The organism is Streptosporangium roseum DSM 43021 (assembly GCF_000024865.1).
Lineage (GTDB): Bacteria > Actinomycetota > Actinomycetes > Streptosporangiales > Streptosporangiaceae > Streptosporangium > Streptosporangium roseum.
The window spans coordinates 3,480,311-3,502,889 of record NC_013595.1 but is presented as its reverse complement, the minus strand read 5'-3'; the positions used below and the strand labels follow the sequence as shown (position 1 = coordinate 3,502,889).

Here is a 22,579-nt window from a genome sequence, read left to right as displayed (position 1 = left end):
CATGGCCGACAGCGAACTGACGCTCACCCCGCCCGCCCCCGTGGCCGCCGTGTCCACCACGGCGGCGGCGACCATGCTCCCGCTGCCGGACGGTCGCGAGGCCGAGCTCGGCGCGAAGGCGCGGCGGTTCGCCGCCGAGCTGGCCGCGCTGGACCACCGGCAGCCGGACTTCACCCGCAAGGTGCGCGACATCTCCTCGATGGGCGACGCCGAGATCCGCTCCGCCTCCCAGGCGGCCAACCGGATGTTGAAGCGCCCGGTGGCCGCTTTGGCGGCGGCCCGGGGAGAGGGGGCCGACGCCCGGGGGCGGGTGGCGGACCGGCTCGTGGCGCTGCGCCGTACCGTGGTGGACCTCGACCCGAAGCAGGCCGCGGGCGGGCCGCGCAAGCTGCTGGGACTGATCCCGTTCGGGGACCGGCTGCGCGACTACTTCGCGAAGTACCACTCCGCCCAGAAGCACCTGGACGACATCATCCGGGCGCTCCGATCCGGCCAGGACGAGCTGCTCAAGGACAACGCCGCGATCGAGGGCGAGAAGGCGGACCTGTGGGAGGCGATGACGCGCCTGCAGGAGTACGCGGTGACGGCCGCCGCGCTCGACGCCGCGCTGGAGGACCGCGTCCTGGCCCTCGACGCGGCCGAACCCGGGAAGGCGGCGGCGCTCCGCTCCGACGCCCTGTTCACCGTACGGCAGAAGCACCAGGACATCCTCACCCAGCTCGCCGTCTCCGCCCAGGGCTACCTGGCCCTCGACCTGGTCAGGAAGAACAACCTGGAGCTCAGCAAGGGCGTGGACCGGGCCACCACCACGACCGTCGCCGCGCTGCGCACCGCCGTGACCGTCGCCCAGGCCCTGGCCAACCAGAAGCTGGTGCTGGAGCAGATCACCGCGCTCAACTCCACCACCGGCGACCTGATCCTGGCCACCGGCGAGATGCTGCGCACCCAGGCCGGCGCCATCCAGACCCAGGCCGCCTCCACCACGGTCGACATGGACGTCCTGCGCCGGGCCTTCGACAACGTCTACGCCACCATGGACATGATCGACGGCTTCCGGTCGCAGGCCGTGGAGAGCATGGCCGTCACCGTGGAGAGCCTGAGCACCGAGCTCGCGCACGCCAGGACCTACCTCGACCGCGCCGAGGCCGCCTCGTGAGCGCCGCACGCCCGGCCGCAGGCCGGCGCGTCCCGCCCGTCGTGCGGCGGGCGGCGGCCGCGCTCGCGCTGGTGACCATGGCCACGCTGGCCGCCTGCTCCTCCGGCGACGTGCCCGGGGACGGCCCGGACGTGCTGCGGGTGCTGGCCGGCAGCGAGGTCAAGGACCTGGAGCCGCTGCTGCGGAGGTCCGGGGTGAAGGTGAGGATCTCCTACACCGGCACGCTGGACGGCGCCGAGCAGGTGGCGGGCGGCGGCGCGGACGGCTCCTACGACGCGATCTGGTTCTCCTCCAACCGCTACCTGTCGCTGATCGACGGCGCGACCGCACGGCTGTCCACCGAGACGAAGATCATGGTCTCCCCGGTGGTGCTCGGGCTCACGACCGCCAAGGCCAGGGAGCTCGGCTGGGAGGGCAGGCCGGTCACCTGGGAGCAGATCGCGACCGCCGCCCGCGAGAAGCGGTTCACCTTCGGCATGACCAACCCCGCCTCCTCCAACTCGGGTTTCTCCGCACTGGTCGGGGTGGCCGCCGCGTTGTCGGACGCCGGGGAGGCGCTGAGCGGCGAGCAGATCACCGCGGTGACGCCCAGGCTCAAGGAGTTCTTCTCCGCCCAGCGGCTGACCTCGGGGTCCTCCGGCTGGCTGGCCGACGCCTACTCCCGGGAGGGCGGGGTGGACGGCATCGTGAACTACGAGTCGGTGCTGCTCGGCATGGGCGGGCTGAGCCTGGTCCGCCCGAGCGACGGGGTGGTCACCGCCGACTACCCGCTGACCCTGCTGGCCTCGGCCCCGCGGGAGAAGAAGGAGCTGTACGGCAGGCTGACGGCCTGGCTGCGGACGCCGGACGTGCAGCGGGAGATCATGACCGGCACCCACCGGCGGCCGATCGTCCCCGGCGTCCGGCCGGGGCCGGAGTTCGGCACGGCGCCCCTGCTGGAGCTGCCGTTCCCCAACCGCAGGGCCGCCGCCGACGGGCTGATCACCGCCTATCTCGACGAGGTGCGCGTCCCTGCGCGGGCGCTGTTCGTGCTGGACACCTCGGGGTCGATGGAGGGCGAGCGGATCGAGGCGCTGCGCCAGGCACTGGTCACGCTCACCGGCGCCGACACCTCGGCCTCCGGCACGTTCTCCCGCTTCCGCAGCCGGGAGAACGTGATCATGATCCCGTTCGGCGGCTCGGCCGGGCTGCCGCAGCCGTTCATCCTCCCCGAACGTGACCCGCAGCCGGCCCTGGCGCAGATCAGAGCCTACGCCGAACGGCTCCGGGCGGCCGGCGGGACCGCGATCTACGACGGGCTGCGCGCCGCCTACGGGCAGGCCGGCGACGCCGGCCGGGACCACTACACCTCGATCGTGCTGATGACCGACGGCGAGAACACCGACGGCTCCTCCTACGAGGACTTCGAGGCGTACTACCGGTCGCTGCCCGAGGCGCGGCGGCAGGTCCGGACGTTCGTCGTGCTGTTCGGCGAGAGCGACGCGGACGAGATGGAGAGGATCGCCACGCTGACCCGGGGCGCCGTCTTCGACGCCCGCACCGGATCGCTCGCCTCGGCGTTCAAGGAGATCCGTGGCTACCAGTGATCGCCCCACGGCCCGGGGCCGCGCGTGCCGCCGAGGGCGCCCCGCCGTACGGAGCCGCGGCGGGTGTCACCGTGTCCGCTGACCGGGTGCTGGGATACCTCGGCTCCACCAGGAACATCGCCGGCTGCGGCCTGGCGCTGCTGGGGACGCTGGGGCACTTCCTCGGCCTGGCCGGCGCGTTCTGGCCGGTGGTGGTCGCCGGGCTGTACGGCGTGGGCGCGCTGCTGGCCCCGCCGGACCGCGTCAGGCTGGCCGTCTCCCACGCCGAGGTCGAGACCACCCTGCTCCGCGCCGACCTGGAGGCCCTGCTGCGCGGGGTGGACCGCTCGCAGCGCTTCCCCGGCGACGTGCGGTCCAGGCTCGGCGGCCTGGCCGACGTGCTCGGCGGCGTCCTGGGCCGCGCGGAGGTGCTGACCGCCTCCCCCGACCACCTGCACATCGTCTCCCAGACAATCCGCGACTACCTCCCGGCCAGCCTGGAGGCCTACGCCAACCTGCCCCGCACCTACGCCCTCAGCCGCCGCGCGGACCGCGAGCGCAGCGCGCACGAGGAGCTCCTGGCCCAGCTCGACCTGCTGGACGTCAAGCTGCGCGAGGTGGCCGGGGCCGTGCACCGGGGCGACGAGCAGGCCCTGCGCGACCAGGGCCGTTTCCTGCGGGAGCGCTTCGGCGGATCGGCCCTGGACCTGTAGCGCGCCCCGCGCCCCGCCCGGCCCCGGTCACACGGCCCACGCCCCGCGTCCCGTCCAGCCCCCGGGCCACACGGCCGGTCGGCCGGCTCGCCACCGGCTACCGGGGCGTCCGGGCCGGGGCGGCGGCGGGGGCGCCCAGGTCGGCCAGGTCGTACCCCCGGGCCCGCAGCTCGGCCTCGACCGCGGCGCAGACCGCCTCCACGACCGTGACGCGGGCCAGCCGCTTGTCGTCTCCCGCCACCACGTGCCAGGGCGCCTTCGGATGGTCGGTGCGGGCGAGCATGTCCTCCACCGCGGCCTCGTACTGCGGGCGCTTGTCGCGGTTGCGCCAGTCCTCGTCGGTGAGCTTCCAGGCCCGCAGGGGATCGGCCGCCCGATCCTGGAAGCGCCGCAGCTGCTCCTCCTCGGAGACGTGCATCCAGAACTTGACCATGATCATGCCCTCGGCGACGAGGGTCCGCTCGAACTCCACGATCTCGTCGTAGGCCCGCGACCACTGCTCCTCGGTGGCGAAGCCCTCCACGCGCTCCACCAGCACCCGCCCGTACCAGGAACGGTCGAGCACGGCCATGCCGCCCCAGCCGGGCAGGACGGGCCAGAACCGCCACAGGAAGTGGTGCCGCTTCTCGTCGTAGGTGGGCGCCGCGAACTGCGCGACCCGCACGTGCCGCGGGTCGAGGGGGCGCACCAGCCGCTTGATGGCCCCTCCCTTGCCCGAGGCGTCCCAGCCCTCGAACACCGCGCAGAGCGGAGGGCCGATGCGCTTCTCCCCGACCTGCCCGCCCAGCACGAGCCGCAGACGCAGCAGACGGTCCAGCGCGGCGTCGAGCCGCTCGGCCGCCTCCCTTTTATTCAGCTTCTGCGACAGATCAACCTGAGACAACCGATTCATGGGCATCAGCCTCGCACCCCCGGCGAGGTACGGACCACCCGCCCCGGACCACCCACCCCAGACCACCCGACCGCGCCGGACCACCCGACATGCCAGCCCCGGACCACCCGACCGCCCCGGACCACCCGACCGCGCCGGCCGCCCGGACCGCCTGCCCGGACCGGCCGCCCGGACCGCGCCGGCTCAGGCGACGGTGATCCGGAAGATCGCCTCACCCGAGGCGCGCCTGCTCTGCTCGTCGGCGGGCACCCGATCGGCCGGGCAGCGCCGGCAGTTGGAGATCGTGACGACGGTCGTGCCGGGGCGCTTGGCGTTGAAGACGAAGTAGCGGGTCCCGCCCGCGCCGGGCTCCTCGGAGGCGGCCCGGTACTCCTCGCTGATGAACGAGGCCACCATGACGTCCGGCAGGTCGGGCATCAGCCAGCTGTCCCCGACGGAGGCGTTGTCGTCCACGGCGAGCGAGAACCGCTGGCCGGGGGTGAGCCGGACGTCCGCGGTCTTGCCGACTCCCCCGTGGACGATCAGACCCAGGTCGGAGACGGCGGATCCGGCGCCGCACCCCGCCACGAGCGCCACCACCAGCAGCACGGCCAACCACGTTCGGTGAATCACGCAGTTCACATTAGCGACCGCGACCGCCGGCGCCTCAGGGGGCCGCGCCGTCCCATTCCGCCAGCGGGGCGCAGTGCCAGCGCCATTCGCGCCGGCGGGGATGCCCGGAAAGGTCGGCGCGGCCGTTGGCCCACAGCAGCGTCCGCCACGGATCGGCGCCGTGCGGCGCCCAGGGGAACAGCCGGCGCAGGGTCGCCTCGCTCAGCTCGGCGGACGGGGTGAACGGCAGCTCCAGGCCCAGGGAGGCGTCGTAGGTGTGCATCAGCAGCTCGTCGCAGGACATGCCCGCGAACCCGGAGGCGTCGGCCATGCCGTAGGGATGCCAGCCCCGCGCCCCGGCCGGGGCGCCCTGGACGACCCTGGCCACGACCGTGGCGAACGTCCCGAGGGTGGCGGCCAGGTCCGCCGGGGAGCTCTCCGGCCGCACCCGCAGATCCATCGTGCTGAGTTCGCGCTGCCCCGCGGCGAAGTCCGTGGCGTACCACAGGAGGGTGTCGGAGATGTGCGCGACCGCCTGGGCGACGGTCCACTCCATCCCGGGGATCCCCTTCTCCCAGTCACGGTCGGACCCCGATTCGAGGAAGGACCGGCATTCCGCCGCCGTCTGGAGAACCGTGTTCGCGTCCATCGGACGATCCTCTCAGAGGCGCCGGGCTCCCGGCCCCTGGCCGGCGAGCTCGTCGCCGGGGTTGACCAGCGCGCACTGCTCGAACGACAGGCAGCCGCAGCCGATGCACTCGGTGAAGCGGTCACGCATCCGCTCCATCTTCTCGATGCGGGCGTTGATCTCCCTGCTCCAGCACTCGGAGGCCCGGACCCAGAACTCGCGGGTGGGCGGGGCGTCGGCGGGCAGGAGGGCCAGCACCTCCCCGATCACCGACAGCGGCATGCCGACGCTCTGCGAGGCGCGGATGAACGCGACCCGGCGGAGGGTGGCGCGGTGGTAGCGGCGCTGGTTGCCGGTGGTGCGCCGGCTGTGGATGAGCCCCTCCCGCTCGTAGAAGCGCAGCGCGGAGGTCGCCACGCCGCTGCGCTCGGCCAGCTCGCCGACGGTCAGTTCCTTGGTGATCATCCGGTCGGCTCCCTGGCGGTCATCGCGGATCCGGCGGGCCGGCCGCCCTGCGCGGACATGAACCGCAGTTTAGGTCCGGGACCGCCGGGCGTCAGGGGGCCCGGTGGTATCGGGGAGATTTTCGACGGACACTCAGGTCGGAGCACCCGTGCAGGCCTTGGATCACACCCTGGAAGTCTGGCCGCTGACCTGCGCATCCATTGTTTTCTTCGCCGTTCCTCAACCCCGGACATGCCGGTGTCTTTCCCGACCCGGACAATCACCGGCGCGGTTGCCCTGCGGCGCGAAGACAGCCATGATCGTCGCGTACATCCGATCACGCTCGGGAGCAGCATATGGTGGAGGTCAAGCCCCTTGTTCTCGCTCTGTTGACAGTGCCTCTGCTCAGCCTGGCGGCCTGCTCGGGCGGGGGCGAGGACAACGCCTCCACCCGAGCGAGTGAGGGAAACGGCGCACAATCGCAACGTCCGTCACCTGCATTGCCTTCCTTCAAAGGAAAGACGCTCGACGCCGTCAGCGGCGAGCTGGGGCGCTCCTGGCCCGCCTACGCCACCGCGTACAAGGCCCTGCCGGACGGTCATCTGTTCGACGGTGAGTCCTACTCCGGTACCTGGATCGTCTGCACGCAGGTCGAGGACTCTCAGGCGAAGAAGGTGGAGTTCGGTTTCCTGCCCCCGCAGGTGCCCTGCCCACCCGACGGCCGCGTCACCACCTGGCCCGTCGTGCCGAACTTCGTCGGCAAGACCGGCAATGAGGCGAAACAGGCCGCCTTGCAGCTCGGCTTCCCGCTCGTCGGCAGCCGGCCCATCGTGACCGAGGGATACGACGACAGTTCGCACCTCGAACGCACCGTCTGCACCCAGGACCCGCCCGCCGGCCAGAGCATGCGCCAGCACTACGGCACGACGCTGAGCCTGCGAGTCACCGACAGCAAGGGGTCATGCACCCCGTAGTCCCCCCCCTTGCGTAGGGGTACAGCCGGTATACGGCAGAAACGGGCCGTGGGACTGCCCCTTGATCATTAAGGTGGGCTTCGTCCTGGTTCGGTGGATCCGACGGCCAGTACGAGCCGGGGTCGTCCGCCGGCTGCAACAGGAGGGCCGACCGATCGACCCGGAGGACCTGGCGCAGGTCTCGCCGTACCTGACAGAACACGTCCACCGCTTCGGCGAATACTCCACCCACGGACTCGGCGACACCCCCGCCGCCTACGACCCCCGCCTGGATGTCGACTTCACCTCGCTACGTGGCGAAGCACCCGCCGCGGCCGGCTACGGCCAGGCCGCCTGAGCGCGGCTTGGGCGCGCGGAGCCGAATGGGGAAGTTGGCGGTGCGGCGGGGAGCGGGCTCAGCTCGCCTACCGGTAGCGGTCAACGATCGCGGCGCGCAACACCGGGGCAGACACACCGAGCGCCGATCGTCCGGCACCAGCCGCTCGACTGTCCCCATGCCCGAGGCGACGGGCCACCGTCAATCAGGCCACCGTGTTGTCGCCCTGTCGGCGCACCATCTCGGCGATCCAGGTAGGCGCGAACGGAGATGTGCAGCCCGGGGACGTCGGGTAGTCCTTGAGCACCTGGAGGCGCTCACCGATGTCGATTGCACGGGGGCGGTGCTCGGCGTGCTCGATCCCGATCCGGGCCAGGCAGTTGTTCATCTCCCACTGCAGTCGGTCCTGGGCGTCCTTCATCTCCGCCTCGATGACGTCGAGCAGTCCTGCGAGGTCGAGGCCATCGGGCTTCCTGGCCACCCGGTCGGCGGTCAGCGCCCAGCCGGCACTCGCGACCACCGGATCCGGGTCGGCGGACCAGGCCAGGCGCAGCTCTTCGGCGTGCGGGTTCTCCTTCACCACGTAGTTCACCAGCCAGGCGTGCACCTTGGGAGTGCGCGTCTGGCGCAGCATGGCGTCCAGCTCGTCGCGCCCGAACGCCTTCGGGCGGCAGATCAGCAGCGCCAGCAGCCGCGCCGCGGAGTCGCCCGTCTCCCAGAGCCGGCGCGCGAGTTCCTGCTGCGTCTTCAGCCGCTTGGCGAGCACGCGCAGCTTGCCGAGGTTCACACCGTGATCGTCACCGTGTTTCTCGTTCACCTCGCGTGTCTTGGGGTCGGCGATCTCGGCCAGCTCGGCCATCACCTCGTCCACCATCGCCCCGGCCGGCATCGTCTGGGCCACCTCAGTGTCCTGTCTCGTCGTGGGGGGCGTAGTGCTGGGTTGCGAACGCGACCGCCGCGGCGATGTCGTCGTCGCTGGTGCCCCAGGCGGCCTGGATCGCCTGTCCCCAGGCTTGGCTGCTGCGCACCGCGAACTCCTTGACCTCCGGCGCGTTCTCCCAGGTCGCCGGGTCGAGGCCCTCGCCGCGCAGGTGCAGGTCCAGGCCGAGGAGGGCGAGGTCCCAGCCGGCGCCGATGCCGATGGTGCCGCCGGGGCCGTAGGCGCGCAGCATCTCGTCGACGAACTCGGCGGGGGAAGCGTGCTCCAGCTCGAAGACGGTGTCGCCGTCCTCGCCCGCAGAGAGGCGAACCTCGACCTCGGTGGCCATGCCTCCTCCCATGGTCCAGGTCACCTTGAGCAGGTGCGGCTCCTCGCAGCGCAGGATCTCCCCGCCGGCGTTGCCCTCGAGCTGAAAGGTGCCGCCCGGGCGGAGATCACCGCTGACCGGCCCCAGCCACCGGCCGATCCGGTCGGGCTCGGTGCAGGCACCCCAGACGTCCTCGATCGCGGCGTCGTAGGTACGGCGCAGCAGCACCGAGCGCCCCGCACCCGTGCTGACGGGCTGGTCGCCGATCTCCCGGTGGACGGCGTTGACCTGGTTGATGACGTCGATCACGTGTCTTCCTCGCTCTTGGTGGGTGGTCTGCCGCCCCCCGACGGCCCGTCTCCGCGCCGTTCACCGCGTTCGCGCTTGCCCCGCGCGAGTTCGGTGCTCAGCGCGTCCAGGCGCTGGTTCCGAAACCGCCGGAAGTGCTCCAGCCGGACGTCGACCTCCTGCAACGGCTGGGCGTCGACGGCGTAGGCATGCACGGATCCATGATTTCAGTAACGACTTATATAAGTCAAACCTTAATTCTTGCTGCCGGCCGAGGAGGCCGAGAGCTGACTCCGGCGGCTCCGGGGTTGAGGAACAGAGGTGGAAGGACCTCTACCCCTGATCGGTAAGCAGCCCTATCGTCAACCACCAAGGCAGCTAAGATCATCGAAGGCATGGATGCGTCACTGGAAATCGTGAAGGTCAAGCGGCAACTCCGGCGGATGCAGGTTTGCCTGATCACCGCAGTGGCCGCCGCGGTCGCCACGGCGGCGATCGTGGCCGACAGCGGGGAAGCCGTCGCGCAGGACGGCGGTAAGGCCAAATTCGACGAGATCGAGGTCGAGCGGATCAACGTGGTGGAGCCGGACGGCAAGCCGCGCATGGTCTTGAGCAACAAGGAGAGGTCGCCGGGCGTGGTCGTGAACGGCGTCGATCTGGGCAACGCCGGCACGCGGCCGGGCATGACGTTTTATAACGGCGAGGGGGATGAGTCCGGCGGCCTGGGCACCGACAACGGTGTCAACGGCGGAAAGCCGTGGGCGGTCGGGCAGCTCTCCTTCGACCAGTACAAGCAGGACCAGACCCTCGTTCTCCGGTACATGGAACAAGAGGGCCTTCGAGGCGTCGGCCTAGCGGTCAATGACCGGCCCGGGGCGCCCCTTCCGGCGTCCTTCGAGGAGTACAAGAAGATCGAGCAGATGCCGCCCGGCCCGGCGCGGGACCAGGCGATGGCCGCGTACAGGAAGAAGTACCCGAGCCCGCAGCGGGTCTTCATCGGCAAGAACCCCGACAAGTCGTCGGCGGTGACGCTCGCCGACGGCAAGGGCACGCCGCGCATCGTGATGCGGGTCGACCAGGACGGCAACCCCCGGATCCAGTTCCTGAACGCCAAGGGCAAGGTCACTCGGACGATCAAGGGCTGATGAAGAACGTCACCTCCCTCTGGCTGGCGATCACGGGGAACCCGCTGCGGTTCCTCGGGTCGCCATGGCCCTGGCGGGCGCTCGCCTACCTGCTGACCAGTCTGCCCGGCGGCGTTGCGGTGGCCGTGGTGGCCGCCTTCGGACGGCAGACCGCGCTGCTGATCGCGATGATCACGTTGTTGATCGTCGCCGTCGTGCTGAGCGGCCCGATCGCCTCCCTCGAGCGCTGGCGGCTGAGGCTGATCGACCCGGCGGCGGTCCCTGCGCCGAAGCCGAGAACGCCGATCTCCTTCGCGGACCCGACCGCCTGGCGCGAGATCGGCTACGCGCTGCTGTGGGCGACGATCCTGCCTGCGGTCAACGGCCTCGTCATCTCTTCGGCGGCGTTGACCGTCTTTTCCTACGCCTCGGCTCTCCCGTCTGGCGGCTCACCGCTGGTGGTGTTGCCGGCCGTCGTCGTGGTGCTGGTCGGGCTGGCCGGTTGCGCGTACCTGTTCACGGTGGTGGCCGCGGCGCAGGGGGCGCTGACGCGGGGTCTGCTCGCCGCGCCCCCCGAGGAGCGGATGATCGAGTTGACCCGGTCGCGGGCCCGGCTGGTGGACGCCTTCGAAGCCGAGCGGCGGCGCATCGAACGGGATCTGCACGACGGCACTCAGCACCAGCTCACCGCCGTGCTCATGCAACTCGGCCTCGCCCGGCTGGACGTACGGGAAGACCCGGAACGTACGGCGAAAGCCATCGGCCTGGCCTACGACCACACGCAGGCCGCGCTGGACGAGTTGCGCCGCGTCATCAGAGGCATCCACCCCTCCGCGCTCACCGACCGGGGGCTCGGGGTCGCCGTCACCGACCTGGCCCGCCACTGCCCCATCCCGGTGACCCTGGACCTCGACCTCCCCCGCCGCCCGCCCGCGGGCGTGGAGGCGGCGGCCTACTTCTGCATCTCGGAAACCCTCACCAACGCGATCAAGCACAGCAGGGCACAGAACATCACGATCAAGGCGAAGCTGTCGGACCGTCTTCTCGCCCTCGACGTGCACGACGACGGCATCGGCGGAGCCGACGCCGTGAAGGGGAGCGGGCTCACCGGGCTGGCCGATCGGATCGGCGTGCTCGAGGGAACCCTGTCTCTCAGCAGCCCGCGGGGAGGGCCCACGGCGATCCGGGTGGAGCTGCCGTGCGGTTGATGATCGCCGAGGATGCGGTGCTCCTGCGGGAGGGGCTGACCGGCATCTTCACCCGGTTCGGCTGCGAGGTGGTCGCCGCCGTGGGCAGCGCCGACGAGCTGCTGCGCGCCATCGCCCGGGACCTGCCCGACGTCGTCGTGGTGGACGTCCGCATGCCGCCGAGCTTCCACGACGAGGGGCTGCGGGCCGCCATTCAGCTGCGTGGCGAGCATCCCCGGCTCGGCATCCTCGTCCTGTCGCAGTTCGTCGAGGCGGCTGCGGCCGGGGAACTGCTGGAGGCCGGCACGCGCGGCGTCGGCTACCTGCTCAAGGACCGGATCGGCGCGATCAGCCAGTTCGTGGAGGCGGTACGTGAGGTCGCCGCCGGGGGCACGGTCATCGATCCTGACGTGGTCCACCAGCTGCTGGTCCACCATCGCGCGCACGATCCGCTGGACGCGCTCTCGCCGCGCGAACGCGAGGTGCTCGCGCTGGTCGCCGAGGGGCGGTCGAACAGTGCGATCGCCCAGCGCCTGTACGTGTCGGAGGCCGCCGTGGCCAAGCACGTCACCGGTGTATACACCAAGCTGAACCTCGGCCCGGACGCCGACGACCACCGCAGAGTGCTCGCCGCGCTGACCTTTCTCCGCTCGCGCTGACCTCGAAACGGGTGCCGACCCCGGCCGACCGCGGCCCCGGCCGGTCCTGGCGACCCGGCACCCCGACGCCGGCCGCGTCCGCGTCCGCCCCCGGTCCGAGTCCGCCCTCACCTTGGCCCGCGAGATCAAGGCCCACGCCCCGCGCTGCCGCGTGCTGCTGACCGTCTATGAGCCCAGGCGGGCGCGGTAGACCTCCCTGGCCCGCTCGATCAGCTCCAGGTGGTCGCCGAGCTGCGCGGCGGTCTCGAACGTGCCCTGCCGCCGGAGCAGCGTCTCCATGCCGTCCAGCCACTCCAGGCACCAGCGGACGTCCTGCTCCCTGGCCACGTGACGGCCGGCGACGTCGAGGTAGACCGGGCTGGTATGGGCGTAGGCGCCGCCGGTGAGGGCGCGCTCGTGCGGCCCGCCGACGGCCACGGCGACGACGTAGGTGGGGTCGCCGGCGACCAGCTCGCAGGTCAGCTCGGCGGGCGGCCCCTCGGCCAGGACGCCGTCGGCGGTGCGGATCTCCAGCCTCTCCACCTCGGGACCTGCCGACCTCGCGGTGACCGTGACCCGCTCTCCCGGCGAGAGGTCCAGGGTGGCACCGGGTCCGTGCCCGCCGGCCGACAGCTCCAGCCAGGGGCCGGTGGTGCCGAACGTACGGCCCCGCCTGACGGCCTCGGCGAACGACCCGGCGGTGAGCGGCCCCTCGACGCGGGCGTAGACACGGGCCCAGCCCGGCGGGTTGGACTGGTTGCCGCGCCGGGCGAAGGAGACCATCGCGTCGGTCCCCGCGGTGACCGCGATCCGGTTGCCCGCGCCGATCAGGTGCCGGTAGACGGCGGCGGTCGCGGCGATCGAGGTGTGGTTGAGCACGTCGAGGCTGTCCACCAGGCCGAGGGCGGCGTCGGCGACGATCTCCCGGGAGGAGCAGTTGCGGCCCTGCCACAGCAGGTGGCCGGGGCCGTCGGTGTCGGAGATCGGGTTGTGGAACGGGTGGCTGTAGCCCAGGAGCGCGCCGAGGCCGCGCAGTTCCTCGCAGGCGACGCTGTTGGGCGGCCAGTCCGCGGTGCCCAGGAAACCGGTGTGGAAGCGCGAGGGCGGCGCCGAGACGCCGAAGGCGTAGAGGTGGCCGAGGAGGTCGTTGCGGTATTCGACGCCGATCCTGGCCAGGTGGGTGCCGTCCGACCACGGCAGGTCCCGGCCCGCCCAGTGTGCCAGCGCCTCGGAGTCGTAGACGCGCTCGGAGGAGACGTTCCCGGCCACCAGGTTGAGCACGTGCAGGTCCTCGCCGTGCTGCATGGCCGCCGCCAGCGCCGGGGTGCCGACCATGTCCCCGGCCCAGTTGAGGTGGGCGTGCATGTCCCCGCCGTACCAGCCCAGCGCCGCCGCGTCGTAGATCCGCTCGGGCGCCAGCTCGACCAGGGTCTCCTCGCCGGCCGCGGGAGTGACCGCCAGCTCGGCGGAGCCGTACTCCATCCCCCTGGAGACCCGCACGGTCAGCGGCTCGGCCGGGACGTCCAGCACCACGTCGTCGCCGTGGAAGTAGGGCAGGACGTGGTAGTCGCGCCTGGCCGGGGCGCCCTCGGGGTACCAGCCCTGCCCCTGCTCGCCGTACACGCTCCACCTGCACGGGAACCCGGCGCGCAGCCGCAGGCGCGCGGCGGCGGCGGGGCGGGTCAGGGGCGTGAGGTCCACGCGCCCGCCGTCGGCGATCACCTCGCTCCCGCTGGTGATCTTGATGAGGCGCGCGCCGCGCGGGCCGATCTCGTGCGCCCGGCCGTCCACCAGCACGGTGACCGGCTCGTCGCGGGCGGAGTCGACCAGCAGCGTCGTGCGCAGGGGCCCGCCGTCCAGTACGGCCAGCGGGTGCGCCTCGACCGCGAGGCCCTCCCCGGTGAGCCGGAGGGCCGCGAGGTTGTCCGACACCCTGCCCGCCAGGACGTTGCGCACGACCTCGTCCATGTCCAGCTCGGCGAAGCGCCCCGCCAGCTCGCCGGAGGACGCCTGCGGGTAACGGGCCCGGAGCATGCCCTGGCAGACGTCCCGGAAGGTCGTGGTGCCCATCAGGTAGGCGTCGGCGGTCATGGACCTGACGTAGGGGATGGGGTCCTCGCCCCAGGTCACCCCGTGTTCGGCGAGCAGCGCCCGGTACTCCTCCAGGGCCCGCGCCACGGCGGGGGGCATGGCCGGATCGTCACACATGGATCTCTCCCCGTGATGGACTCCTCGTGATCGCCGTCATCGTGGCACGCCCGGTACGGGCCGCCCAGGGGCGAAGAGTCCGGAAGAGTTGATTTGTAGCTATCTGAGGTACAGAGGTGATCCGCGGACGGTCAGCTCTCTCCCCGGGGCCCGCGGGCCCCGGGGAGGCAGGGGCGTCAGGTCGCCGGCGCGGTGCTCCCGGCGGCCGGCGCCGTGCCGAGGCGCATCTTCATCGCGTGCTCCACGAGGGTGATCAGCACCTTCTTGCCGGACTCCCGTTTGCGGGCGTCGCACATCACGACCGGGATGTCCGGGTGGAGGGTCAGTCCGAGCCGGACCTCGTCGAGGTCGTACCTGCGGGCTCCGTCGAAGCAGTTGACCGCGACGATGAAGGGCGTCTCGCGCCGCTCGAAGTAGTCGAGGGAGGGGAAGCAGTCGGCCAGCCTGCGGGTGTCGGCCAGCACGACCGCGCCCATCGCGCCGAGCGCCAGCTCGTCCCAGAGGAACCAGAACCGTTCCTGTCCCGGCGTGCCGAACAGGTAGAGCCGGTAGTCGTCGCCGATGGTGATGCGGCCGAAGTCCATCGCGACCGTGGTCGTCTGCTTGGTCTCCACCCCGGACAGGTCGTCGATCCCGAGGCCCCGGTTGGTCAGCGTCTCCTCGGTGCGCAGCGGCTCGATCTCGGAGACCGCGCCGACCAGGGTGGTCTTACCGGCCCCGAAGCCTCCGGCGACCAGGATCTTGATCGCCTTGGGCAGCTTGATCCGCCCTGCGTCACGGCTAGAGTGCGCGGAGTCCATCGAGCACCGCCCTGTACAGCCTCTCGTCGTGCATGTCCGTCTCCGAATGAGGTTCTTGCAGGGCGATGAATCCCTGGTCCAGCAGGTCGCTGAGCAGGACACGGATGGTGCCCGCCGGAAGGTTCATGTGTGCGGCGATCTCCGCGACCGACTGGGGCTGGCGGCAGAACCGGACGATGGCCAGGCACTCCGGGTCGAGACCCGTCTCCCTCGGGGAGGCGGAGCGGACGGTCACCGCCAGGGTGATGAGGTCGAACCTGCCTCGGGTCGGTTCGGTCCTGCCCCGGGTGAGCACGTACGGCCGGACGATCGGCCCGGCCTCCTCGCCCACCCATTGCGTCTCGGGATGCTGTTCGAAGGGGTTCATCGCGGGGCGTCGTCCGTCACGGGGTCCGCCGTCCGGGCGGGCGAGGTGAGGTACTGGCCGACCCGGGTGACGAGCATGGCCATCTCGTAGGCCACGAGGCCGACGTCGGCCTCGTGGGTGCAGAGCACCGCCAGGCAGGCGCCCTGCCCGGCCGCAGTCACGACCAGATACGCCGACCGCATCTCGATGATGGTCTGGCGCACCGCGCCGCCGTCGACCCGGTCGCTGACCCCCCGCCCGAGACTCTGGATCGCCGATCCCACGGCGGCCAGGTGCTCGGCGTCGGGCTGGCCGAACCCCGCCGACGCCGCCAGCAGCAGGCCGTCGGCGGAGAAGACGATTCCGTGCTCAGCTTCCCCCACCCGGGCGACCAGGTCATCCAGCAACCAGGCCAGGTCGGTGAAAGATCCTGTTCCCTGCACCACTCGTTGTCCTCTTTCTGCCGGCGGGCGTCCGGTCACCGGCCTCCGGCGGCTCGTCGGCGCCGGGCCGCCACGCGCGAATCGAGATCGTCACTTGCGTCACATGCGTGGTTCTCCGCCGTTCACGGGGTCATCACCCCGCTCGACCAGCTGTGCCGCGTCGGAGCGGCCGCGGCGCGTGCCGTCCTGGAAGGACGCCATGGCCGCGCGGATCATCTCCGGGGAACGCTCGTCGTCGTCCTCGGGTGCGGGCGCGGGTGCGGGCTCGTCGTCCTGGAGCGGGGCGGCGAGGTGGGTCTGGGGGACCCGGCGCGGCAGGCCGCCCGGCGTGTGGCTGGTGTCGGGTGGGGGCATGACGGGTGGCAGCGGGGAGGCGGGGTCGCCGGAGGCGCCCGCGGACGCGTGACGGCCCGCGGCCGGCGGGGCGGCCTCCTGCCGCGAGGGCGGCGTCGCCTCCCGGAGACTCTCCTCGATGGTCCTCTCCCTCCTGTCGAACGGGTCGCCGAAGGGCCCGTCGAGTGGCCTGTCGAACGGCTCGTCGGCCGGGGCGCCGCCACCGGTGATCGCCTGCGGGCCGGAGCCCGGCCCGCGGAGCGCGGTGGTGGCGGAAGACCCGCCGGAGAGCGCGGTGCGGGCCTGCGGGATGCTGACGACGGCCTCGGGCTCCGCCTGTTCGGTGATCAGCTCCTGCGGGATCAGGACGACGACCGTCGTGCCGCCGTACGGCGAGGCCTTGAACGTGACCCGGATCTCGTGCCGCTCGGCCAGCCGGCTGACCACGTACAGTCCCAGGCGGGCGTTGCCCGACAGCTTGAGCTCGGGCGGGTTGGCGATCCGCTCGTTGGCCCCGGCGATGTCCTCCGGGCTCATGCCCAGGCCCCGGTCCTCGATCTCGATGGCATAGCCGTGGGCGACGATGTGCCCGCTGACCTGCACGGTCGTGTAGGGCGGGGAGAAGGAGGCGGCGTTCTCGACCAGCTCGGCGATCAGGTGGATGACGTCGCTCACGGCCCGCCCGTCCAGCGCGACGTCTCCCAGGGGCAGCACGTCCACCCGGGTGTAGTCCTCGATCTCCGCCAGCGAGCCGCGGACCACGTCGATCATCGGGACGGAGTCGCGCCAGGCGCGGCCGGGAGACGCGCCGGACAGGACCAGGAGGTTCTCGGCGTAGCGGCGCATGCGGGTCGCCAGGTGGTCGAGACGGAAGAGGTCCCGCAGTTCCTGGGGGTCGTTCTCCCTGCGCTCCATGACGTCCAGCACGCTCAGCTGGCGGTGGACGAGCGACTGGGTGCGCCGGGCGAGGTTGCGCAGGATGTCGGCGATGTCGCGCCGGAGCTGGGCCTGCTCGGCGGCGACCTTGATCGCGGTCTGCTGCACGGCGTTGAACGCCTGCCCGACGTGGCCGATCTGGTCGTCGCCGAACTCCAGCGGCGGCGCCTCCTCCGCGATGTCCACCTCCTGTCCGCGGCCGATCCGCTCCACCACCGAGGGCAGGCGCTCGTTGGCGAGCTCCCAGGCCGCGACCCGCAGCTTCTCCAGCTGCTGGATCAGGGCCCGCGCCGTGGTGATGGACAGGACGACGGAGGCGATGACCGCCAGCAGTCCCAGGCCGCCGGCCAGCGAGAGCCGTACGACGACGCCGACCGCGACCGGGGTGGCCCGCTCGACGATCCCGGCGCCGGCGGTGAGCACGACCTCCGCCAGCCGGGAGTGCGCCGGTTGCGCGACGGTGCTCCAGCGCCGGACGTCGACCAGCCCGGCCGGCACCGCGCTCTCGTCCGTGATCAGCAGGTCCTCCATGGCGCGCAGCCGGGTGAAGTGCTCGCCGGCGGCCAGCCGCCGGTAGGCCTCCTGGTCCGCGGCGGGCAGATCGGCCACCGCCTGGGTGGTCAGGAAACGCCGGGTGCCGACGATCTGCGTGAGCTGGATGCGCTCGGTGTCGGTGAGCCGGCCCGCCGTCAGGGCGCCCACCATCATGGCGTCCTCCTGGGCCAGCATGTCCCGGGCCCGGTTCATCCCGATGAGCGTCCGGGTGTCGTTGGCGAGCTCATCGTCGTCCAGCGTGGCCATCGAGTCGTAGACGCGGAAGATGGCGTCGACGACGTCGGTGAACGCCGCGACCGCCCGGGTCCGGTCCATCCGCCGGGCGTCGATCTCCTTGCGCGCGGGGGTCAGGGCGTCCAGCAGCCGGCGGGTCTCGGCGATACGGTGTTCGAGGGTCGCGCTGCCCAGAAGCCGCACACCGTCGGAGCCGGTGAGTTCCCGGAAGTTGGCGTCGGCCTCGGCGGTGCGCCTGCGCTGGGCGACCAGCGCCTCCTGCCGCTGGCGCTCGGCGCCGAACGCGCCCAGGGTGATCGCGGTGAGCCGCCGCTCGGCCTGCAACTCGACGATGAGCCGCTCGCTGGGCTCGGCCACGTCGGAGTTGAGGGTGGCCACACCCAGCATGTTCAGACCGTCACGGACCGTCACCCATGCGGTGAACGCCCAGAGCGCGGTGAGTGACACCAGTAGTGCTGTGACTTTGGTCCGCAAGCGCGCGTTGCGCAAGCGCATAGCATCCACCCCGGGAAGCAGAAAGAAATAGATGGCATGCTTTGCGGCAGTCAATGCATATACGCCACCGGTCGCCGCGTCGCACGGATCAGCAGGACATCCCACATCACACCCGCTGCACCCTAGCAATGTAATCAAATACCCTCAAGACGGGATCAACCGAAGTGGCTTTCTGTCCCATTTAGGGATTTACGGCCGTTTTTTCAATGTAAGTTACCCTCCCGTAAGATTCATTGTCCGCTCAGCCAGGTGAAGCGCGCCCAGAACGGCCGCCCGGACGATCGCCACCGGCAGATACAGATCCTTGTCGACCCAGAGCGGCGCCCCGCGGTCGTGATCGTGGCCAGCCAGCAGGCGGTGATGGCCCCGCTCCACGACCTCCCGCCACCGCCCTCCGCGCGCGGCACCGGTCAGCAGCAGGGTCTGCAGCGCGTAGGCGGTCTCCTCGGCGGTGCCCTCCCAGCGGCCCCATGACCCGTCCCGGCGCTGGGTGCCGAGCACCCAGTCCACGGCCCTGCCCACCGCCTCCTCCGACTCCTCACCGCCGAACTCGCTCAGCGCGATCGCGCAGCAGGCCGTGGCGTAGTAGGGCGAGACGTGCCAGCGGTCCAGCCAGCTCCCCCGCTCCTGCTGGCGTCCGCGCAGCCACGACGCCAGCTTGGCCACCACGGCCGCGTGGCGGGGCTCCCCGCCGCACCGGCGCACATACTCGCCGAAGGCGTCGAGCACGTGCGCGTTGGTCGTCGGGGACATCCCCTCTTCCCCGCGCCAGGTGCAGAAGTGACCCTCCGTCTCGAACGGCCACAGCCCCTCCGGCTCGCGCGGCTCGCCGAGCAGCGCCAGCGCGTACAGGGCCACGGAGGTGGTGTCGGCGTCGGCCGGCAGCCCGGGGCCAGCGGCGACGCCCTCCGGGCCGAGCCCGTCGCGCAGGCTCGCGGCCAGCTCCGGCGGCACGTCCACGGCGATACCCGCACGCAGCAGCCAGCTCAGCGTCCAGCCGCGTTCGAACACGGTGATGGGGATGGCGCACGGCACCGGCCCGCCGGAGGCGGCCACGACCGCCTCCAGGTAACGCCGTACGGGCATCCCCTCCCGGATGGACCGTCCCGTGCCGCGCGGCGTGACATCGTCCCCCGGTCCGGACGCCGCGCCTCCCGCACGCTCGGGCGGTGCGGCCAGCCAGGCGGCGCTCGCCCCGGGCGAGGCCCCGACGGCGGCCATCCCCCCGGGCATCGGCGTGGGGACGACCCCGGAGGCGGCGATCGCCTCCCCGCCCGCGACCTCCAGCGCGTGAACCAGTTTCTGGGGGATCGCCGCACCCGACGCCAGCCGTGTCCTGACCGCCGCCAGTTTGGCGCCGCTCACCCCCTGAAGCGGTCCCGGCCCGTCGAGGTGGCCGTCGATCAGGGAGAGCAGGGAGGGCACGATGAGCTCGATCGCCGGCATGTCGGGCAGGGGCGCTCCCGGGCCCGCGAGCTCCCAGTCCCGTACGGCCGCCAGCCCGCGGCCGGCCGCCGCGGCCAGGAGGCCGGGATCGGCGCAGGGGGGCTCCCTCCGGCACTCGGCCATGAGCGCCTCGACCGCGCTCAGCGTGGGGACGAGGCCGTAGCCGCCGGGCGCGCCCCAGCCCCCGTCCGCCCGCTGGGCGGCGAGCAGGAAGCCGACCCGCTCGGCGTGCCCGGCCATCCACGGCGCCAGGCTCACCACCCGGCCGGTCTCGTACGGCGAGGCCGACACCTGGCCCCACGGCACGGTCAGCAGTCCCGCGACCAGCTCACGGACCTCCTCGGCAACGCCGCTCTCCTCCAGGAGAGCGGAAGCCGGGACGCCGGACACCGGGGACACCGGAGGCGGGAGGGCGGGCACCGGGGGCGCGGACAGCCCGTCGACGCTCACAGCGTCCCCCAGTAGTCGCCGACCTGGTAGAACCCGGCGCAGAAGTCCATCTGCCGCTCCATGTAGCCGGCCAGCTCCGGCTGGGCGGCACGCAGCGGGGCGATCAGCTCCCTGCTCCGGGCCACGAGCCCGGCGAGCCGCCGCTCGACCCCGTCGCGGCCGCCGGCGAGCATGAGCGCGTTGAGATCTCCCCAGGCGACGTCCCGCTCGTAGGTGCCCAGGTCGTTGAGGAGGCGGATGACCCGCTGCACGGCCCGGCCCGCCTCGCGCACCCGGTCGACGTCCGCGACCGGGCCGTGGCCCGTGACGTGGATCCAGTGGGCGGCGAAGACGAAGGAGAAGCCGAGGTTGTCGGCGTTGCCGAGATACTCCTCGAACGACGGCCTGGTCTTGTCGCTCTTCCAGCGCCACTCCACGAGCATCCCGTCCAGCATGCGCCGCAGCTCGTCGAGCCAGACCGGCCCGAGTTCGGGGAACGCGGGCGAGGACGCGAGCTCGTCGCGGATGCCGGCGAGCATGCGGGTGAGGTCGTCGCCGGGCACCGGAGGGGCGCCCGAGGCCACGTCCGCGCATCGCCGGGCGATCTCCTCGACCTCCTGCCGCGAGGCGGCGACGTAGTCGACGAGCCAGTCCAGCCCGAACGCCCAGAGGGAGACCTTGTTGGCCATCCGGAGCTGCTCGGCGGTGAACCACGGCCCGCTGAACGCCATGGCGAGCGAGAGCGTGCTGTACAGGGCGGCGTCGAACGGCTTGGCGGAGAACAGGCCCGGGTAGGCCTCCGCCCACTCGCGCATGTCCCGCTGGGACCGTCCGGCCCCGGCGCAGATCGCTCCGCACTCCGCCGCCGTCGGCCGGACGCCCGGCCCGGGGCCGGCCGCCATCATGCCACCCCAGCCCGGTCGCGCCCTGCGAAGGACACGTCCAGATCGACCTTCTGCCTGGGACGCAACGAGGCGGCCCACCCCGTGGGATACGGCCCCGGGGTGGGTACCCCCACGCGGAACCGGCTGAGGATGGAGGCGACCAAGAGCGGCGCCTCGACGTAGAAGAGGTGCTCGCCCAGACACTTGTGCGGCCCGCCACCGAAGGGGAAGTAGGAGTACCGGTGCCTGCGTTCCCCGTCGCCGGTCGCGAACCGCTCGGGGTCGAACTCGTCCGGGCGCTCCCAGAAATCCTCCAGCCGCTGCGTGGCGTAGGGGCAGATGAAGACCGTCGAGCCGCGCCTGATCCGCACGCCGCCGATCTCCGCGTCCTCCATGACCTGCCGGGGCAGCAGCCAGCCCGACGGGTACAGGCGCAGAATCTCCAGCAGCACCATCCGGGTGTAGGCGAGCCGGGGAAGGTGTTCGGGACGGGCCGGCCCGTCGCCGACCACCTCGTCGACCTCCGCCTGGAGTCGGACCGCGACCTGCGGGTGCTCCTTCAACAGCAGCCACACCCAGGTGATGACCATCGCGGTGGTCTCCGACGAGGCGGCGTAGACGCTGACCAGCGCGTCGCGGATCTGCGTGACGGTGAGCGGGTCGCCGTTCTCGTCGGTGGACCGGCAGAGCACGGAGATGACGTCGGTGCTGTCGTCGGGAGCGGCCATGGCCCTGCGCACGATCGGATACACGACGTCGTCGATCCGCTTGACGGCCTTCAGGAGTGCCCGGTCGCGGGGCACCCGGATCGAGTAGGGCATGAACGGCATGAGGAACCGGTAGACGAGGGAGTGGGCGACCGTGTCGAAGGCGGGGATGATGCTCTCCCCGTCCTCGCGGTCCAGCTTGTCGCCGAACAGCACCCGGTTGACGATGTAGCTGAGGATGTTGGACATCTCGGTGGTGGCGTCGAACCTCCGCCCGTCCCGGGCGTACCGGTCCCACTCCTCGATGCGCCCGGCGACGCGCTTGGAGACCTCCTCGGAGATCGTAGCGATGTACCGCGTGGTGAACATAGGCTGCAGGATCTTCCGGCTGATGCGCCACTGCTCGCCGTCACCCATGACGCTGTGCCCGAAAAGGCGCTCCAGCGGGCGCCAGAACATCCCCACCCGCTGGTAGTTCGTCCACTCCAGGCGCATCACCTGCTGGACGTGGTCGGGGTGGGTCACCAGATAGGGGCGGAACGGTCCCAGATCCAGCCGGACGACCTCCCCGCCGGCCTCCCGCGCGAACTCCGCGAGCGCCGCGGCGGGCTCGCGGGCCAGTTTCGGCAGGGCCCGGTGTATCGGAACGGACCTCACCCGCCGCTGGACGGATCGGGCGGCCGTATCGGTCGACATTGCCAGACTCTCCCCACTGATGGACGGAACCCGCGCAGCGTGATCACCGCCCACGGCGACCCGTGGACGGTTCGGGCGCGATCCGGGGCCGCGCCACTCCGTCGTGGCCGACCCCCCACGGGCAGGTCAGGGCCGGTCGACCGGCAGCCCTTCGCGACCTTCCCGCGCCTCGCCATGCGCCTTCTCACACTCGCGTAGCTAAAGAGTGCTTATTACGTGTTTCGTGACTCTTCGGGCGAAGTATTCCATGCCCCACTCTCTGTGATCAAGGTTGGAGTAGAGCAATGATCCACTGGTGCGCGAA

Annotated in this window: 23 protein-coding genes; 8 read left to right on the top strand and 15 right to left on the bottom strand. The window is 71.8% G+C overall.

Features of this window, described 5'->3' with window-relative positions; all coding sequences use genetic code 11:
* Nucleotide 1 precedes the first annotated feature (1 nt).
* The 3 genes from SROS_RS15570 to SROS_RS15560 are packed head-to-tail and all read left to right on the top strand — an operon-like array spanning nucleotide 2 to nucleotide 3,434.
* Nucleotides 2-1,156 (top strand): toxic anion resistance protein, encoded by a 1,155-nt coding sequence (locus SROS_RS15570; RefSeq protein WP_012889901.1) that lies wholly within the window; start codon nucleotides 2-4, stop codon nucleotides 1,154-1,156.
* Nucleotides 1,153-2,742 carry a VWA domain-containing protein gene (locus tag SROS_RS15565; protein ID WP_245564650.1) on the top strand — a complete coding sequence of 530 codons (1,590 nt, stop codon included), beginning with the start codon at nucleotides 1,153-1,155 and terminating at the stop codon, nucleotides 2,740-2,742. Before SROS_RS15570 ends, SROS_RS15565 begins: the two co-directional genes overlap by 4 nt.
* On the top strand, nucleotides 2,739-3,434 hold the full coding sequence (locus SROS_RS15560) for a hypothetical protein (protein WP_012889899.1): 696 nt from the start codon (nucleotides 2,739-2,741) through the stop codon (nucleotides 3,432-3,434). The genes SROS_RS15565 and SROS_RS15560 overlap by 4 nt, the downstream gene beginning before the upstream one ends.
* 97 nt (nucleotides 3,435-3,531) lie before the next feature.
* On the opposite strand, the gene SROS_RS15555 is transcribed toward SROS_RS15560, so the two are convergent.
* The 4 genes from SROS_RS15555 to soxR all read right to left on the bottom strand — a co-directional run bounded on the left by SROS_RS15555 (nucleotide 3,532) and on the right by soxR (nucleotide 6,010).
* Nucleotides 3,532-4,326: a polyphosphate kinase 2 family protein gene (locus SROS_RS15555; protein ID WP_012889898.1), complete on the bottom strand. Its 795-nt coding sequence runs from the start codon at nucleotides 4,324-4,326 to the stop codon at nucleotides 3,532-3,534.
* 183 nt (nucleotides 4,327-4,509) lie between these two features.
* Complete coding sequence (locus tag SROS_RS15550) at nucleotides 4,510-4,938, bottom strand: protease inhibitor I42 family protein (protein ID WP_148269094.1); 429 nt, start codon at nucleotides 4,936-4,938, stop codon at nucleotides 4,510-4,512.
* 34 nt (nucleotides 4,939-4,972) lie between these two features.
* Nucleotides 4,973-5,566 carry a maleylpyruvate isomerase N-terminal domain-containing protein gene (locus SROS_RS15545; RefSeq protein ID WP_012889896.1) on the bottom strand — a complete coding sequence of 198 codons (594 nt, stop codon included), beginning with the start codon at nucleotides 5,564-5,566 and terminating at the stop codon, nucleotides 4,973-4,975.
* A gap of 12 nt (nucleotides 5,567-5,578) precedes the next feature.
* Nucleotides 5,579-6,010 (bottom strand): redox-sensitive transcriptional activator SoxR, encoded by a 432-nt coding sequence (gene soxR, locus SROS_RS15540; protein ID WP_012889895.1) that lies wholly within the window; start codon nucleotides 6,008-6,010, stop codon nucleotides 5,579-5,581.
* 479 nt (nucleotides 6,011-6,489) lie between these two features.
* On the opposite strand from soxR, the gene SROS_RS15535 reads away from it, so the two are divergent.
* A complete protein-coding gene (locus tag SROS_RS15535) occupies nucleotides 6,490-6,963 on the top strand; it encodes a PASTA domain-containing protein (RefSeq protein WP_043652088.1) in 474 nt (157 codons plus the stop codon).
* 61 nt (nucleotides 6,964-7,024) lie between these two features.
* On the top strand, nucleotides 7,025-7,300 hold the full coding sequence (locus tag SROS_RS15530) for a Tn3 family transposase (RefSeq protein WP_012889893.1): 276 nt from the start codon (nucleotides 7,025-7,027) through the stop codon (nucleotides 7,298-7,300).
* A 184-nt stretch (nucleotides 7,301-7,484) separates the two neighbouring features.
* Here the strand turns inward: SROS_RS15530 and SROS_RS15525 are convergent, their stop codons facing one another.
* From SROS_RS15525 to SROS_RS52935, 3 genes are read right to left on the bottom strand one after another with little or no spacing between them, the layout of a single operon-like run.
* Nucleotides 7,485-8,168 carry a DNA alkylation repair protein gene (locus SROS_RS15525; protein ID WP_012889892.1) on the bottom strand — a complete coding sequence of 228 codons (684 nt, stop codon included), beginning with the start codon at nucleotides 8,166-8,168 and terminating at the stop codon, nucleotides 7,485-7,487.
* A 13-nt stretch (nucleotides 8,169-8,181) separates the two neighbouring features.
* A complete protein-coding gene (locus SROS_RS15520; protein ID WP_012889891.1) occupies nucleotides 8,182-8,835 on the bottom strand; it encodes an SRPBCC family protein in 654 nt (217 codons plus the stop codon).
* A complete protein-coding gene (locus SROS_RS52935) occupies nucleotides 8,832-9,029 on the bottom strand; it encodes a hypothetical protein (RefSeq protein ID WP_052316945.1) in 198 nt (65 codons plus the stop codon). The genes SROS_RS15520 and SROS_RS52935 overlap by 4 nt, the downstream gene beginning before the upstream one ends.
* A 180-nt stretch (nucleotides 9,030-9,209) precedes the next feature.
* On the opposite strand from SROS_RS52935, the gene SROS_RS15510 reads away from it, so the two are divergent.
* Genes SROS_RS15510 through SROS_RS15500 form a run of 3 tightly spaced genes read left to right on the top strand, consistent with a single transcriptional unit; the run spans nucleotide 9,210 to nucleotide 11,784 of the window.
* Nucleotides 9,210-9,959, top strand: a complete 750-nt coding sequence (locus SROS_RS15510; RefSeq protein ID WP_012889890.1) for a hypothetical protein — start codon at nucleotides 9,210-9,212, stop codon at nucleotides 9,957-9,959.
* Nucleotides 9,959-11,146 (top strand): sensor histidine kinase, encoded by a 1,188-nt coding sequence (locus SROS_RS15505; RefSeq protein ID WP_012889889.1) that lies wholly within the window; start codon nucleotides 9,959-9,961, stop codon nucleotides 11,144-11,146. The genes SROS_RS15510 and SROS_RS15505 overlap by 1 nt, the downstream gene beginning before the upstream one ends.
* A complete protein-coding gene (locus tag SROS_RS15500; protein ID WP_012889888.1) occupies nucleotides 11,146-11,784 on the top strand; it encodes a response regulator transcription factor in 639 nt (212 codons plus the stop codon). The genes SROS_RS15505 and SROS_RS15500 overlap by 1 nt, the downstream gene beginning before the upstream one ends.
* A 165-nt stretch (nucleotides 11,785-11,949) precedes the next feature.
* On the opposite strand, the gene SROS_RS15495 is transcribed toward SROS_RS15500, so the two are convergent.
* The 8 genes from SROS_RS15495 to SROS_RS15460 form a co-directional block, all read right to left on the bottom strand.
* The gene (locus SROS_RS15495) at nucleotides 11,950-13,971 is read right to left on the bottom strand and encodes a CehA/McbA family metallohydrolase (protein WP_012889887.1); all 2,022 of its coding nucleotides are present in this window, start codon (nucleotides 13,969-13,971) and stop codon (nucleotides 11,950-11,952) included.
* A 176-nt stretch (nucleotides 13,972-14,147) separates the two neighbouring features.
* Nucleotides 14,148-14,771: a GTP-binding protein gene (locus tag SROS_RS15490; RefSeq protein ID WP_012889886.1), complete on the bottom strand. Its 624-nt coding sequence runs from the start codon at nucleotides 14,769-14,771 to the stop codon at nucleotides 14,148-14,150.
* The gene (locus tag SROS_RS15485) at nucleotides 14,752-15,138 is read right to left on the bottom strand and encodes a DUF742 domain-containing protein (protein ID WP_012889885.1); all 387 of its coding nucleotides are present in this window, start codon (nucleotides 15,136-15,138) and stop codon (nucleotides 14,752-14,754) included. Before SROS_RS15485 ends, SROS_RS15490 begins: the two co-directional genes overlap by 20 nt.
* Nucleotides 15,135-15,563, bottom strand: a complete 429-nt coding sequence (locus tag SROS_RS15480; RefSeq protein ID WP_012889884.1) for a roadblock/LC7 domain-containing protein — start codon at nucleotides 15,561-15,563, stop codon at nucleotides 15,135-15,137. Before SROS_RS15480 ends, SROS_RS15485 begins: the two co-directional genes overlap by 4 nt.
* A 96-nt stretch (nucleotides 15,564-15,659) precedes the next feature.
* On the bottom strand, nucleotides 15,660-18,065 hold the full coding sequence (locus tag SROS_RS15475; protein ID WP_245564649.1) for a sensor histidine kinase: 2,406 nt from the start codon (nucleotides 18,063-18,065) through the stop codon (nucleotides 15,660-15,662).
* 261 nt (nucleotides 18,066-18,326) lie between these two features.
* On the bottom strand, nucleotides 18,327-20,009 hold the full coding sequence (locus SROS_RS15470; protein ID WP_012889882.1) for a prenyltransferase/squalene oxidase repeat-containing protein: 1,683 nt from the start codon (nucleotides 20,007-20,009) through the stop codon (nucleotides 18,327-18,329).
* Nucleotides 20,006-20,803 (bottom strand): terpene synthase family protein, encoded by a 798-nt coding sequence (locus SROS_RS15465; RefSeq protein ID WP_245564648.1) that lies wholly within the window; start codon nucleotides 20,801-20,803, stop codon nucleotides 20,006-20,008. The genes SROS_RS15470 and SROS_RS15465 overlap by 4 nt, the downstream gene beginning before the upstream one ends.
* 86 nt (nucleotides 20,804-20,889) lie before the next feature.
* A complete protein-coding gene (locus tag SROS_RS15460) occupies nucleotides 20,890-22,275 on the bottom strand; it encodes a cytochrome P450 (protein WP_012889880.1) in 1,386 nt (461 codons plus the stop codon).
* Between the last annotated feature and the right edge of the window lie 304 nt (nucleotides 22,276-22,579).